This window comes from Streptomyces sp. BHT-5-2, assembly GCF_019774615.1.
GTDB lineage: Bacteria > Actinomycetota > Actinomycetes > Streptomycetales > Streptomycetaceae > Streptomyces.
Map to the genome: position 1 here is coordinate 506,146 of NZ_CP081497.1, position 14,384 is coordinate 520,529.

Here is a 14,384-nt window from a genome sequence, read left to right on the forward strand (position 1 = left end):
AATCCGTCATCCGGGCGAGCGCCCCAGCGCCGAGTCCTTCGGCTGGCTCCCCCCGGCCCTGCGCGCGGCCCGCTGAACCCGGCGCTCGCGTCGCCTGCCGCCCTCCCCCCTTTACGTTTGCGTGTGAAAGAGGCTTTTCGATGAGCAGTCTTCCCAAGATCGCCTGGATCGGGTTGGGCATCATGGGTTCGCCCATGTCCGAGAACCTGATCAAGGCCGGTTACGACGTGACCGGCTACACCCTGGAGGCCGACAAGCTCCAGCGGCTGGCGGCCGCCGGTGGCACCGCGGCCACCTCGATCGCCCAGGCCGTGCGCGAGGCCGACGTGATCATCACGATGGTCCCGGCCTCCCCGCAGGTCGAGGCCATCGCCTACGGCCCCGACGGGATCCTCGCGAACGCCAAGCGCGGCGCGCTGCTGATCGACATGTCCTCGATCACCCCGCAGACCTCCATCGACCTGGCCACGAACGCCGCCGAGAAGGGCATCCGGGTGCTGGACGCCCCGGTCTCCGGCGGCGAGGCCGGCGCCATCGAAGCCGTCCTGTCGATCATGGTCGGCGGCAACCGCGACGACTTCGACGCCGCCACCCCGATCCTCCAGGCCCTGGGCAAGACCATCGTGCTGTGCGGCCCGCACGGCTCGGGCCAGACCGTCAAGGCCGCCAACCAGCTCATCGTCGCCGTCAACATCCAAGCCTGCGCCGAGGCCGTGGTCTTCCTGGAGAAGTCCGGCGTCGACCTGCCCGCCGCCCTCGACGTCCTGGGCGGCGGCCTGGCCGGCTCCACCGTGCTGGCACGCAAGACCGGCAACTTCATCAACCGCGACTTCAAACCCGGCTTCCGCATCGACCTGCACCACAAGGACATGGGCATCGTCACCGACGCCGCCCGCACCGTCGGCGCCGCCCTACCCGTCGGCTCCGTCGTCGCCAACCTCGTCGCCTCCCTACGCGCCCAGGGCGACGGCAACCTCGACCACTCCGCCCTCCTCCGCGGCGTCGAACGCCTCTCCGGATACGACCTCAAGAGCTGATCCCGTACAACCGGTGCCGTGGCCGCCGCACCGCGGCCGCGGCACCGGTGCGTTCCGCTTCCGCTACGCTCCGGAGGGTCGCCGCCATCCACCGTCGCGGCCGCCCGCGGCCGGCCCCAGGAACGCCGGGAGCCGGGCCGGCCCCCGCATCAGTCGCGTCCGCCGCCAGCGCACCCCGCCGTCGGAGCCGTCCCGTCCGTCCGTGACCGGTCGCAATCCCGGGAAGCGGGCGAGCAGTACCTCGAAGGCGATCCGCGCCTCGGTCCGGGCCAGCGGCGCGCCCAGGCAGTGGTGCGGGCCGTGCCCGAAGGAGAGATGGCCACCCGGGGCCGGGCGGTCCAGCCGTACCGTGTCCGGGGCGTCGAACCGCGCCGGATCGCGGTTGGCGCCACCGGGCGAGACCAGGACCACGTCCCCCGCCCCGATGCGGGCGCCGCCGAGCTCGAACGGCTCGGTGGCGTAGCGGAAGGTCGCCAGCGTCACCGGCGCCTCGAAACGCAGGAACTCCTCCACCGCCTTGGGCAGCAGCCCGGGATCGTCCCGCAGCCGGGCGCGCAGCGCGTCGTCGCGGAGCAACGTGAACAGTCCGTTGCCGATCAGATTGGCCGTGGTCTCGTGCCCGGCGACCACCAACAGCACGGCCAGCGAGACCAGTTCGGGTTCGGTGAGGCGGTCGCCGGCGTCCCGGGCGGCGATCAGACCGCTCAGCACATCGTCCCCGGGCGCCGCCCGCCGCGCCGCGATCAGCTCGGTCATATAGCCGGCCAGCGCGTGCGAGGCCCGGTCGGCGGTGTCGGGATCCGCCGCCGCGAACAGGTCGTCGGACCACCGGCGCACCGCCGCCCGGTCCGCGTCCGGCACCGCCAGCAGTTCGCAGATCACCGCGATCGGCAGCGGCGCCGCGAACCCCTCGACCAGATCGACCGGTCCGCCGTCCGCCGCCTCCGCGGCCCGGCCCAGCGCCGTGGCCAGCCCCTCCGCGATCTCCCGGACGCGGGGCTCCAGCCGGTTCACCGCGGCCGGGGTGAAGGCCGCCACGGCCAGTTTCCGCAGCCGGCCGTGGTCCGGCGGGTCGGTGGCCAGCATGCTCCGGCTGACGGCCGGGGCCAGATCGCGCCCGGAGGGCCGGTCCGCGAAGTAGCGGCCGGTGTCCTTCGACAGCCGCCCGTCGGCCAGCGCCGCCCGCGCCTCCGCCCAGCCGGTCACCACCCACGTCGTACGGTCCCTGCCGGTCCGCACCCGCTGCACCGGGCCGCGCGCCCGGAGCGCGGCGAGCAGGGGGTAGGGGTCCCGGGAGAACTCGGCCGACTCCATGGGGTTGTTCACTTCCGCCTCGCGTTCTCGTTCGCCGTCGGGTCCGCGCCCGCCCGGACCGGGTCCCAGCCGTCCGAGTGAGATCCCGCCGCCGAGGTGCGAGCGCGCGGAGCCCGGCGCACGCTGGAGGCATGTCCGAGCATCCGCCTGTCATCGTGCACCCACCGACGCCCTCCGGTGGCCGTCGGGTGACCGTGCACGGGCAGATCGTCGGCCTGGCGCACGGCCGCGGCGATGTGGCGGAGTTCCTCCGCCGTGCGGGCGTCGCCGACCCGGCCCGGGACATCGCCCTGGACGACCCCCGCCTGGTCGAGTGGCGCGGCGGCACCCTGGACGACTGGCCGATGCCGTCGGCCTGACGGGCCCCGCCCCGCCCGGCGCCCCGCGATACCGTTTCCCCCTGCGGTCGGCCCCGCCCACGAGCATCGCCGGCCGCTCTGTCGTGCGCGCACCGGTACCCGCCCTCACGACCGGACGCCGGCCGTCAGCATCGCGTCCGATTTCCGCCAGAGGACGGGCCCGGCAGGGCGCACAGTGGGGAATGTGATGAGCGAGGACAGCCGGTACGAGGCGGTACGGAGCCGGGACGCCCGGTTCGACGGGGCGTTCTTCTTCGCGGTGTCGACGACGGGCATCTACTGCCGGCCGAGCTGCCCCGCCACCACCCCGCGGCGCCGGAACGTCACCTTCTTCCCGACCGCCGCGGCCGCCCAGGGCTCCGGTTTCCGGGCCTGCCGGCGGTGCCGCCCCGACGCGGTCCCCGGCTCGGCCGAGTGGAACGCCCGGGCGGACGTCGTGGGGCGGGCGATGCGGCTGATCGGCGACGGGGTCGTCGACCGCGAGGGCGTGGCCGGGCTGGCGGACCGGCTCGGCTACAGCGCCCGGCAGGTGCAGCGCCAGCTGACCGCCGAGCTGGGCGCCGGGCCCGCCGCGCTGGCCCGGGCCCAGCGCGCGCACACCGCGCGGGTACTGCTCCAGACCACCGGCCTGCCGATCGCCGAGATCGCCTTCGCCGCCGGATTCGCCAGCGTCCGGCAGTTCAACGACACCATCAAGGAGATCTACGCGCTGACCCCGAGCGCACTGCGGGACGCCCGCCCGTCGCCCGGCCTTCCCCGAGCTCTCAACCCCTCCCCCCATCTCAACTCCGTTCGATCGGGGGGACCCCCATGCGCAAGGGAGGCCCCGGTCTCCTCGACGTCGCCGCCGGGTGGCGGCACTTCCTCCGGCGGCCCGGCGGTCCCGTCCGGCACGCCCGGTGTGCTGCCGCTGCGACTGGCGTACCGCGGCCCGTACGCGGCCCGGCAGATCTTCGACTACCTGGCGCGGCGGGCGCTCGACGGGACCGAGGAGGTCATCGGCGAGCCCGGCCGCCGGACGTACCGGCGGACCCTGCGGCTGCCCGTCGGCACCGGCATCGCGGAGGTCGACGAGGCCACCGGCGACGGCTGGCTGGACTGCCGGCTGCACCTCACCGAACTGCGGGACCTGGCCACCGCCGCCCAGCGCGTCCGCCGGCTGTTCGACCTGGACGCCGACCCGTACGCGGTCGGTGAACGGCTCGGCGCGGACCCCGCGTTGGCCCCGCTGGTCGCCCGCCGGCCCGGTTTGCGGTCCCCGGGGACCGTCGACCCGGAGGAACTGGCGGTGCGCGCCGTCCTGGGGCGGTCCGGCACCGCCGCCGGCCGAGCCCACGGCGCCCGTCTGGTCGCCGCGCACGGCGAGCCGTTGCCGCGGCCCTCGGGCACCCTCACCCATCTCTTCCCGCCGGCCGCGGAGTTGGCGGACGCGCCGCTCACCGGCCTGGGCCTGGCCCCCTCGCGCACCGCCGTGCTGCGCGCCCTCGCCACCGCGCTCACCGCCCGGGACGTCGTCCTGGACGCCGGTATGGACCGCGACCGGGCCGGCCGCGCGCTCCGCGCCCTCCCCGGCATCGGCCCGTGGACCGCCGGCTACCTCCGGATGCGGGCCCTGGGCGATCCCGACGTCCTCCTCGGCGCACCGCCCCCGGACGCCGACCCGGCGGTCTGGAGCCCCTGGCGCTCGTACGCCACGCACTACCTCTGGGCCGCGGCCCACGCCGTGCCCACCGGCGCCCCCGAACGGCACCGGAACCCGACAGAACGGACCGACGCATGACCCTGTACACCACGCTCGACAGCCCGTTGGGCCCGCTCCTGCTGGTGGGCGAGCGCTCCGCCACCGCGCCCGGCGGCACCGCGCTGGCCTCGCTCTCCGTGCCGGGCCAGAAGCGCGGGGCGGTCGTCCAGGCCGACTGGACGCACGACCCGGCCGCGTTCACCGGCATCGCCCGCCGGCTCACGGCGTACTTCGACGGGGCCCGGGAGCCGTTCACCGTCGAGTGCGTCCCGCGCGGCACCGACTTCCAGCAACGTGTCTGGGCGGCCCTGGAGGCCGTTCCCTACGGCACGACCACCACCTACGGGGCGATCGCCGCCGCCATCGGCGCGCCGCGCGGCGCCGTCCGCGCCATCGGAACGGCGATCGGCGCCAACCCCCTGCTGGTGGTCCGGCCCTGCCACCGCGTCATCGGCGCCGACGGCTCGCTCACCGGCTACGCGGGGGGCCTGGACCGCAAGCGCCTCCTCCTCGACCTGGAAGGAACGGCCCCGGCCTCGCCCCGGGACCGCGCCCCACACCCCGTCAGAGCCTCGACCCCCCGGTGACATCGATCCGCTGCCCGGTGATCCACCGGGACTCGGCGGAGGCGAGGAAGGCGACCACGTCCGCGACGTCGGCCGGCCGGCCGAGCCGGTTGAACACCGAGATGGCGGCAAGTGCCGCATGCGCCTCGGGAGTTGCCCGCATCGCCGCGTTCATGTCGGTCTCTATGAAACCGGGCGCCACGGTGTTCACCGTGATGCCGCGCTCGCCGACGTCCGCGGCCAGAGTGCGGGTGAGGGTGTCGAGCGCGCCCTTGGAGACGCCGTAGGCGATGGTCGACGGGAACGCCGTGGTCGTGACCGCGGACGAGACGTTGACGATCCGTCCGCCGTCCCGCATCCGCCGCAGACCGTGCTGGATCAGGAAGAACGGGGCCTTGGCGTTGATCGCGACGGTCCGGTCGAACTCCTCCGGCGTCACCTCGCCGATGTGCCCCGGCAGACTGATCGCGGCGTTGTTGACGAGGACGTCCAGACCCGGTTCCGCCCCGATCCCGGCCAGCCCGGCGTCGAAGGACGCGAACAGCGCCTCGGCATCGCCCGGGACCCCCAGCTCCGCGGCGACCAGGAACGCCCGGCCGCCCTCGTCCTGGATGCTCCCGGCGGTCTCCTTCGCCGCCGTCTCGTTGCTTCGGTAATGGACGGCGACCAGCGCACCGTCGCGGGCGAGGCGCCGGGCGATGCCGCGGCCGATGCCCCGGCTGGATCCCGTCACCAGCGCGATCTTTCCGTGGAGATCACCCATGGTCGTTGTCGGCCTTCCGTAGTGCTCGTGGCGGCTCGTCGCCGCCGTGACCGGGGAGTGTGCTGTGCGGGCGGCCCGGCCGTCGTTCCGGAGTGTCATCTGCCCACTCGGATCACGAGCCGATCGGGCCCGGGGCGAGAGAGGGGGGCGCGCGGGTGCTCGCCCGGAGGAGGGGCGTCGGGTGGACCGACGGCGGCCGCTCGTCCGGTCACAGAAGCGGATCGAACGACGTCAGGTTCGAGGTGAAGACCGGCTCGCCGTCCTGGACCCCGGTGACCTGGACCATCGTCGTGCCCGGGACCGCCGACGCCCTCCGCCGCGCCTCGATCAGACAGGGCAGTCCGTGTTCCGCGTAGCGGTGGAACTCGGTGCCGAAGGCGTACGGGACGAAGCCGGTGCCCCCGGTCAGCGCACGGGCGGCCTGCTGCGCCGCGTCGAGCAGAGACAGGCCCGGCACATGGTCGTTCGTGGGGTTGACGACCGTGGGGTGGTCCGGAGCCACCCGCAGCAGCCATCGTCCCGGCCGTCCGGTGGGGGAGAGGAGCACGTCGCTCTCGTCGGCGCTGCCGGTCAACTCGGCCGGAACGGGGGCGGGGAGCGGGCCGGGGAGGCGGCGGGCCGTGATCCGTTCGCCGCGGATCCGGCGGTAGACGGCCGGTGCGGTCACGCTCACGTGGGAGTGCCCGGTCGCGACGATGCGGCCGCCGGTGCGGAAGGTCATGCCGAAGCGGCTGCCGGCCAGCGCACCGGCCCGCATTCGCGTCTGGCTGCACACGACATCGATGGTCACCGGTGTCGGGCCGCTCCCGGTGACGCGGTGTTCGGGGTCGGTGGTGTAGACGATGTCATTGAGGATGAAGTGATGGCCGAGAGGAACACTGAATTCCGTGTGGGATACCAGCAGCCCGGCCTGCCGGATTGTCTCGCCGGCGAGAATCGGGTGATGCCGGCCCCGGTTCGGGGTGAAGTAGGGGTGATTGTGCGGCCACTGGGCGATCACCGAGAAATGATCGTTTCCCAGCCGCCGCCAGGATGTGATCAAGATGTCTTCGCCCATGGGTCGATGGACGAATTCGTGGGGGACCGGGGCGGTCGCGTCCGACCCCCGCCGGTCGTCGGCCGGGGACTCCTGGACCTGCTGCGTCCAGCGTCGGTTCGTGGCTGGAACCGTGCGGCTGGCCTGCAACGTGTCGCTCATGACAGCCCCTATACGTCTCTATGGGAGAGCTCCGGACACGGTTAAGATACGTACCATCCGGTTTTCTTTTCAATGCCGGTGTGAAGGCGCGGGGGATTCGCCGATCTGGAGGAAACTTGAGCTCCGGCAATTTGCTGGGAAAGCTTGAGCCTTTGAGAGACGGGAGGCGATCTGTGGCACGTCAGGACCGCGCGATCAGGACGCGACGAGTGATCCTGGAAGTCGCCGCGGCGGTTTTCGACGAACAGGGTTTCGATCGCGCGACCATCGCCGAGATTCTCTCGCGGGCCGGCGTGACGAAGGGCGCCCTGTATTTCCACTTCCCCTCCAAGGAAGAGCTCGCGCTCGCCGTGTTGCACGAGCAGGTGCTCGACATCGCGGTCCGGCCCCAGCAGATCAAGCTGCAGGAGTTCGTGGACGCGGGGCAGATCCTGGCGTACCGCCTGCGGCACGACCCGATCCAGCGCGGTGCCGCCCGTCTCGCCATCGAGCAGGGCTCCAACCACCTCGACCGCAGGGAGTCGATGACGGCCTGGACCGGCTTCGTCGAAGGCATGCTGAAGGAGTCCAAGGCGCGGGGCGAGATCCTGGAGAGCGTCAACGTACGGGACGCCGCCGAGCTGTTCGTCGGCGCCTTCGCCGGCCTCCAGATGATGTCCAAGGCGTTCACCGACCAGAACGACGTCAGCCATCGGCTGACCGTCTTCTTCGAGCACACCCTGCCCACCATCGCCGTCCCGGCCGTCCTCACCAAGCTCAGGATCGACCCGGACCGGGGGGCCCGGCTCGACGCGGAACTCCGGGAGGGCGCGGTCCGGGAGGGCGGGGAGAGCGCCGCCGAGACAGGGGTGGCCTTCGAGGGCGCGGTGCCGTGACGAGGGCCCGTGGAACCCCTCGGTGCACCGGAGCGGCCGGACGGTAGATCCCTTCGTGCGTGGATACGCCGTTTCCGTCCCCGGCGCGGACGGGGTGAACGCGCTTCGGGCTTGACCCTCCCTTGATCCCTCGTCCGGCTGATTGTCAGTGGCGTGCGGTTCACTGGAAGCAGTGTCCGGAACGATGCTGCGGGAGGGGCGATGGGCGGGGCGGTGGGTCCGAAGGGATGGGCCGCGTACGAGAGTTGGCGCAGGTGGGGATCGGGTGCGGTGGGAGTGGTCGAGATCACCGCCCGAGGTTCGAGATCGGGGCGCATGGCCTGGAATAGGCCCCCGCACTGACACGTTCGTCATGCACGTATCAAGGGGTCATTCCTCCCCGCGCAGCGTGCGCCGCCGCGCACGGCGCCCCCCTCCGCTCACTCCTGCCCCCCTGGAGGCCGTACGCATGACCCGGACGATGACGGACCAACTCCCCGTGAGGACGACGGATTCCGCCGCCACGCCACCGCTGCCCCGGCCTCCCGAGGGCGGCCACCGCAGACCGCGCGCCGGCATCGTCCCCGTCCTCGCCTTCGCCGGCATCGTCGTCGCGGTGATGCAGACGCTGCTCGTGCCGGTCATCAAGGACCTGCCGACCCTCCTCGGCACCGCGCCCAGCAACGCCACCTGGGTCATGACCGCCACCCTCCTCGCCGGTGCCGTCGCCACCCCCATCATGGGCCGCCTCGGCGACCTCCACGGCAAGCGGCGGATGCTGCTGGCCAGCCTCGGCATCATGGTCGTCGGCTCGCTGATCTGCGGTTTCACCAGCCAGCTGATCGTCATGATCGTCGGTCGGGCGCTGCAGGGCTTCGCGATGGGCGCGATACCCCTCGGCATCGGTCTGATGCGCGACGCACTGCCCAGGGAGCGGCTCGGCTCGGCCATGGCCCTGATGAGCTCCTCGATAGGCGTCGGCGGCGGACTCGCGCTGCCCTTCGCCGCCCTGGTCGCCCAACACACCGACTGGCACGCGCTGTTCTTCACCTCCGCCGCGCTGGGGGTGCTGTCGATGCTGCTCACGCTGCTCGTCGTCCCGGAGAGCTCGGTGCGGGCGCCCGGCCGCTTCGACGTCGCAGGCGCCCTGGGGCTGTCCGCCGGCCTCGTCGCCCTGCTGCTGCCGATCACCAAGGGCAGCGACTGGGGCTGGGGATCGCCCCTCGTGCTCGGCCTGTTCGGGGCGGCGGCGGTGATCCTGGTGCTGTGGGGCCTGATGGAGCTGCGGATCGCCGACCCGCTGGTCGATCTGCGCACCAGCGCGCGGCGCGAGGTGCTGCTCACCAACCTCGCCTCCATCACGGTCGGGGTGGCGTTCTACGCCATCTCGCTGGTGCTGCCGCAGCTGCTCCAACTGCCCACGTCGACCGGGTACGGCCTCGGCCGGTCGATGGTGGTGGCCGGGCTCTGCGTGGCGCCGCTGGGGCTGACGATGATGTTCGTCGCGCCGGTGTACGCGCGGATCGCCGCTCGCCGCGGCCCCAAGACCTCGTTGCTGCTGGGCATGCTGGTCATCGGGATCGGCTACGGCGGCGGGCTCGGCCTGATGCAGGCCCCCTGGCAGACCGTCATCATCGCGGTGGTGGTCGGCGCCGGCATCGGCCTGGCGTACTCCTCGCTCCCGGCGCTGATCGTCGGCGCCGTCGACCCGTCCGAGACCGGCGCGGCCAACGGGCTGAACACCCTGATGCGGTCGATCGGCACCTCCGTGTCCAGCGCCGTGATCGGCATGGTGCTGGCCCATATGTCCGAGCCGCTGGGGCCGGTCGAGGTGCCTACGATGGCCGGGTTCCGGGTCTCGTTCCTGATCGCCACCGCCGCCGTCGCCCTCGGCGTGCTGGTGGCGGCCTTCCTGCCGTCCCAACGGAAGGCGCCCCCGGCGCGGGAGACAACGGCGGGACAGGAGCCGTCGGCGGCGCGGCACGCGCGAGGTGAGGGGCAGGGCGCCGCGGCCGACGGGACAACCGGTCAGGCCACCGCCACCGACGCCGCCATCCCGGCCCTGCCGGACGCCCCTGCCGCAGCGGGATTCCGCGGGCGGGTCGTGGACGCCGCCGGCGAACCGGTGCCGGGCGCCACGGTCACGCTGATCGACCGGCACGGCCGCCAGGCCGGTGTCACCACGGCCGCCGCCGACGGCGGCTACGCGCTCGCCGTCCCGGCCGCCGGCACCTACGTCCTCACCGGCGCCGCCCCCGGCCACACCCCGCGGGCCGTCTCGGCCACCTGCGCCGGTGCGGCCACGGTGGCCGAGGCGCGGCTCGTCCTGACGCCCGCCGGCAGCCGCCTGGCCGGCACCCTGCGCGGTGGCCCGGACGGGACGGCGCTGGCCGACGCGAGCGTCGTGGTCACCGACGCCCACGGCGACGTGGTGACCCGCACGACGACCGACGCCGACGGACGCTGGAAGACAGCCCGGCTGCCGGACGGCGACTTCACCCTCGTCCTCAGCGCTCCCGGGCACCAACCGGAGGCCCGTTCGGTCCAGTTGACCGGCGGGGGAGGGGCTGCGGGGCGGAGGGCCGAGGGACTGCACGAGGTGCGGTTGCGACCCACCGCCACCGTGCGCGGTACGGTCCGCGGTCCGGACGGCCGCCCGCTGGCCGAGGCCGCCGTGACCCTGCTGGAGGACGGAACGGTCACCGGCCACATGGTCACCGGACCGGACGGCGCCTATGCCTTCCCGGACTTGACGGGCCGTCAATACACCCTGTCGGTGGCCGGCTATCCGCCGCACGCGGCACCGATATCCCTGACGAGGGGCGCGGACGCACGACTGGATCTCGACCTGGCCCAGCCGGGCGGGGGCACGGGGCGCTGAGCGGCCCGCCCGACGCTCCGACACCGCGACACCCCTCATCCCCCCGACGCGCCACCCCGCTCCGTCAGCAACGGCCCGCGCGTCTCCGCCAGTTCCGACGGGAGGAGCGTGCTCGCGGTGTCGGCGTCGCCGGCGGCCACCGCGTCGACGAGGACGGCATGGCGGGCGTCGCCGTGGTGGGGATCGTCGTCGCGCAGGCCGAGCAGTGGAACGAGGACGATCAGCCCCTGGCGCAGGGCAGGGGCGAACTGGCCGAAAAGGTCGGTCAGTACGGGATTGTGAGCGGCGTCCACCAGCGCCGTGCGCAGGGCGATGTCCGCGTCGACGAAGGCCGCGTCGTCGGCGCCGTCCGCCGCCGCTCCAGGGCCGCGCGCCCCGGCACCCCTGCGCCGGCGACCTGGTCCACACCGCGTTCTCCGGCACCCACCAGGACGCCATCAGCAAGGGCCTCGCCCATCACGCCCGGCGCGCGGCCGAGTTGGGCGTCCCCGAGACCGAGGCGCCCTGGGACGTGCCGTACCTGCCCGTCGACCCGGCCGACCTCGGCCGCGGCTACGAGGCGGTCATCCGCGTCAACAGCCAGTCCGGCAAGGGCGGGATCGCCCACCTCCTGCAGACCCACCGCGGCCTGGACCTGCCCGCCGGCCTGCGGCCGGACTTCTCCCGCACCGTGCCGCGCGCGACCGACGACAGCGGGCAGGAGCTCACCCCGAAGGAGCTGTGGGAGTCGTTCCGCGCCAGCTATCTCGACCCGGGCGCGGACGGTCCGCTGACCCTCGGTGCCCGGAGCATCGGCGAGCCGTCACCGGGCGAGCACCTGGTCCGCTGCGGACTGGGCGCGGAGGAGAGCCTGCGGACGTACGAGGGGCGGGCAACGGCCCGCTGGCCGCGTTCGCCGACGCCCTGGCAGCGGCCGGCCACCGGGTGGACATCACCGCCTACGCCGAACACGCCACCGCCACCGGGCCGGACAGCGCAGCCGTCGCCTACGTCCGCTGCCGGATCGGCCGGGACACCTACTGGGGCGCGGGCCAGGACACCTCCGTGCGGACCGCGTCGGTGCGGGCCGTGCCGGCGGCGGTCAACCGGGCGGCGCGGCGGTGGCGCCCCCGGATCCGCCCGGCCGCCCGCCGCTCCGCAGCACCGGCGGGCGGCCGGGCAACCCCACCGCACAACGGCCGAAAATCGCCGCTGGCGTGCAACCACTGGGTCAACAGAAGCGTCTCCGTTACGCCCGATGGTGGGATTTCGGTCGAGTGCGGGCCCCCGATCCGACCCCGGAGCGCAACGGCTTCCCCTGCATCGACGCCCGGGGAACGGCCCTGCGCACGTACCAGGGGCATGGGCCCGGGGCCTGGGACATCCGGGGCGGAAGCAGCCTTCCGGGGCCGGTGGGCAGGACGGCTGAAACGGCCGAACCTCGTAGTGCCGCGTCCGCAACCGCGGAGATTTCTGCGAGCCTGGGCGGCACACCGGAGTTCCGGCTGGTCACACAGGCCGCCGGGGCAGCGTCGCACCGGGCGCGCGGCCTCGTTAGCGGGGTGTTAGTGCCTCGTTAGCGGACCGGCAGTGCCCGGGAGCACGCTGGAAGAGCAACGGACGGACCGTACGCACCCACCTATACGAGGGTACCCACCTACCAGACGAGGGGGACTCATGTCGCTCACCACCAAGACCCTCGGCCGCGGCCGCCGGGTCGCCGCCGGATCGCTCATCGCCGTCACGGCGCTGACGCTCTCCGCCTGCCAGAACGGCACGGACAGCGCCTCGTCGTCCCACTCCTCGTCGGCCGCCGCGCCCGCCACCTCCGGCGCCAACGGCGCGCCGTCGAACGGTGGCGGCGGCCCGCAGTCGGCGGGGAACGCCCCGCGGCCGTCCGGCGTCGCCAAGCCCTCCGCCGGCCGTTCCGGCGTGCCCAACGCCAGTCAGGCCAACCCCTCGACCATGACCGCCTCGGACCGCTGCACCGCGGACAACATGTCGCTGCGCCTGGGCCGCACCGACATCGGCGCGGGCAACATCCGGGTGCCGCTGGTCTTCACCAACAAGGGCAAGAAGGCGTGCTCGCTGCGCGGCTTCCCCGGTGTCTCGCTGATCCAGCGCGACGGCTCGGCGGTCGGCACGCCCGCCTCCCGCGAGGGCGCGGGCGGCGGCAGCGTGCGGCTGCAGCCCGGACAGAGCGCGCACGCCGTGCTGCACACCGTCAACGAGGGCGTCTCCGACATCCCGTGCTGGAAGAACTCGCAGATCGTCTTCGTCTACCCGCCCGGCTCCAAGGAGTCGATGACCACCAACAGCGGCGGGCTGCGGGTGTGCGGCGGCACCTTCACCGTCACCACCGTGGAGACCGGGGTGCCGTCCTGACGGCAGACCCTCCTCCGGCCAAGGGGCCGTTCCGGTGCTGGTGCGTCACCGGAACGGCCCCGGTCGGCTCTCCCCGCCTCCCCGGCGGTGTTACGAAGGTGGACGGACGCCCTGCCGAACGCCTCGGCTGCCCACCTCCCCGAGGAGGCCCCACCCCATGGATGCCGCACCCGCCACCGCGACCGGGGGCTCGTCGTCGCCCGCCGCGAAGGACGAAGAGCCCCCGATCCACGTCCTCTGGATCAATGCCGGTCTGAGCTGCGACGGCGACTCGGTGGCGCTGACCGCAGCGACCCAGCCGAGCATCGAGGAGATCGCGCTCAGCGTGCTCCCGGGCCTGCCCAAGGTCCAGGTCCACTGGCCGCTCATCGACTTCGAATGCGGCCCGGTGCAGGGTGCCGACACCTTCATCGAGTGGTTCTTCAAGGGCGAACGCGGCGAGATCGACCCGTTCGTGCTGGTCGTCGAGGGGTCCGTCCCCAACGAGGCGATCAAGCCCGAGGGTTACTGGTGCGGCTTCGGCGACGACCCGGCCACCGGGCAGCCGATCACCACCAGCGAGTGGATCGACCGGCTGGCGCCCAAGGCACTGGCCGTCGTCGCCATCGGCACCTGTGCCACCTACGGAGGCATCCACGCCATGGCCGGCAACCCCACCGGTGCCATGGGCGTGCCCGACTACCTGGGCTGGGACTGGAAGTCCAAGGCGGGCATCCCGATCGTGTGCGTCCCGGGCTGCCCGATCAAGCCGGACAACTTCGCCGAGACGCTGGTCTATCTGCTCTACCAGGCGGCCGGCGCGGCCCCGATGATCCCGCTGGACGAGCAGCTGCGGCCCACCTGGCTCTTCGGCGAGACCGTGCACGAGGGCTGCGACCGGGCCGGCTACTTCGAACAGGGCGAGTTCGCCACCGCTTACGACTCGCCCACGTGTCTGGTGAAGGTCGGTTGCTGGGGTCCCGTGGTCAAATGCAATGTGCCCAAGCGGGGCTGGATGGACGGCATCGGCGGCTGTCCGAACGTCGGCGGGATCTGCATCGCCTGCACCATGCCCGGCTTCCCCGACAAGTTCATGCCGTTCATGGACGAGCCGCCGGGCGCCAAGCTCTCCAGCACCGCCAGTTCCGCGTACGGCACCGTCGTCCGCCGACTGCGCGACATCACGGCCCGCACCGTCGACCACGAACCCCGGTGGCGGCACCGCGGCGAGAAGCTGACCACCGGCTACCGCCGCCCCTGGTGACCGCCCCGCTCCCTGACGCACCGTCAGATCTCCTCTCCGGCACGCGAAGAAGGGCACGGCACAG

At 73.3% G+C, this 14,384-nt stretch carries 13 protein-coding genes and 1 pseudogene; 10 read left to right on the forward strand and 4 right to left on the reverse strand.

The annotated features are described in order from the left end of the window. The first annotated feature begins 140 nt into the window (after positions 1-140). Positions 141-1,037, forward strand: coding sequence for a 2-hydroxy-3-oxopropionate reductase (locus K2224_RS30230; protein ID WP_221910378.1), 897 nt, complete (start codon positions 141-143; stop codon positions 1,035-1,037). Positions 1,038-1,100: 63 nt separating this feature from the next. Here the strand turns inward: K2224_RS30230 and K2224_RS30235 are convergent, their stop codons facing one another. Beyond that, positions 1,101-2,363 (reverse strand): cytochrome P450, encoded by a 1,263-nt coding sequence (locus K2224_RS30235; RefSeq protein WP_313904806.1) that lies wholly within the window; start codon positions 2,361-2,363, stop codon positions 1,101-1,103. A 119-nt stretch (positions 2,364-2,482) separates the two neighbouring features. Between K2224_RS30235 and K2224_RS30240 the strand changes: the two genes are divergently transcribed. The 3 genes from K2224_RS30240 to K2224_RS30250 all read left to right on the forward strand — a co-directional run bounded on the left by K2224_RS30240 (position 2,483) and on the right by K2224_RS30250 (position 5,038). Next, on the forward strand, positions 2,483-2,710 hold the full coding sequence (locus tag K2224_RS30240) for a hypothetical protein (RefSeq protein ID WP_221910379.1): 228 nt from the start codon (positions 2,483-2,485) through the stop codon (positions 2,708-2,710). 187 nt (positions 2,711-2,897) lie between these two features. Continuing rightward, positions 2,898-4,490, forward strand: a complete 1,593-nt coding sequence (locus K2224_RS30245; RefSeq protein WP_221910380.1) for a DNA-3-methyladenine glycosylase 2 family protein — start codon at positions 2,898-2,900, stop codon at positions 4,488-4,490. Beyond that, a complete protein-coding gene (locus K2224_RS30250) occupies positions 4,487-5,038 on the forward strand; it encodes a methylated-DNA--[protein]-cysteine S-methyltransferase (RefSeq protein WP_221910381.1) in 552 nt (183 codons plus the stop codon). The genes K2224_RS30245 and K2224_RS30250 overlap by 4 nt, the downstream gene beginning before the upstream one ends. Here the strand turns inward: K2224_RS30250 and K2224_RS30255 are convergent. Next, positions 5,016-5,780, reverse strand: a complete 765-nt coding sequence (locus K2224_RS30255) for an SDR family oxidoreductase (protein WP_221910382.1) — start codon at positions 5,778-5,780, stop codon at positions 5,016-5,018. The two genes, K2224_RS30250 and K2224_RS30255, sit on opposite strands and share 23 nt — an antisense overlap. Positions 5,781-5,988: 208 nt before the next feature. Then, positions 5,989-6,978: a ScbA/BarX family gamma-butyrolactone biosynthesis protein gene (locus K2224_RS30260; RefSeq protein ID WP_260693562.1), complete on the reverse strand. Its 990-nt coding sequence runs from the start codon at positions 6,976-6,978 to the stop codon at positions 5,989-5,991. A 173-nt stretch (positions 6,979-7,151) separates the two neighbouring features. On the opposite strand from K2224_RS30260, the gene K2224_RS30265 reads away from it, so the two are divergent. Together K2224_RS30265 and K2224_RS30270 are read left to right on the forward strand one after the other, a co-directional pair. Then, entirely contained in the window at positions 7,152-7,853 is a 702-nt protein-coding gene (locus tag K2224_RS30265; RefSeq protein ID WP_313904807.1) for a ScbR family autoregulator-binding transcription factor, read from the forward strand. Positions 7,854-8,301: 448 nt separating this feature from the next. Next, complete coding sequence (locus tag K2224_RS30270; RefSeq protein WP_221910384.1) at positions 8,302-10,713, forward strand: MFS transporter; 2,412 nt, start codon at positions 8,302-8,304, stop codon at positions 10,711-10,713. A 35-nt stretch (positions 10,714-10,748) separates the two neighbouring features. Here the strand turns inward: K2224_RS30270 and K2224_RS30275 are convergent, their stop codons facing one another. Continuing rightward, on the reverse strand, positions 10,749-11,027 hold the full coding sequence (locus tag K2224_RS30275; protein ID WP_221912037.1) for an FCD domain-containing protein: 279 nt from the start codon (positions 11,025-11,027) through the stop codon (positions 10,749-10,751). Between K2224_RS30275 and K2224_RS41775 the strand changes: the two are divergent. The 4 genes and pseudogenes from K2224_RS41775 to K2224_RS30290 all read left to right on the forward strand — a co-directional run. Further along, positions 10,919-11,269: pseudogene (locus tag K2224_RS41775) on the forward strand (hypothetical protein); the annotation flags it as partial. The gene K2224_RS30275 and the pseudogene K2224_RS41775 sit on opposite strands and share 109 nt — an antisense overlap. 164 nt (positions 11,270-11,433) lie before the next feature. Further along, a complete protein-coding gene (locus K2224_RS30280; RefSeq protein ID WP_399020426.1) occupies positions 11,434-12,261 on the forward strand; it encodes an alpha-isopropylmalate synthase regulatory domain-containing protein in 828 nt (275 codons plus the stop codon). Positions 12,262-12,369: 108 nt separating this feature from the next. Further along, positions 12,370-13,077: a DUF4232 domain-containing protein gene (locus K2224_RS30285; protein ID WP_221910385.1), complete on the forward strand. Its 708-nt coding sequence runs from the start codon at positions 12,370-12,372 to the stop codon at positions 13,075-13,077. Positions 13,078-13,234: 157 nt separating this feature from the next. After that, on the forward strand, positions 13,235-14,320 hold the full coding sequence (locus K2224_RS30290) for a hydrogenase expression protein HypE (protein ID WP_221910386.1): 1,086 nt from the start codon (positions 13,235-13,237) through the stop codon (positions 14,318-14,320). The last annotated feature ends 64 nt before the right edge of the window (positions 14,321-14,384 follow it).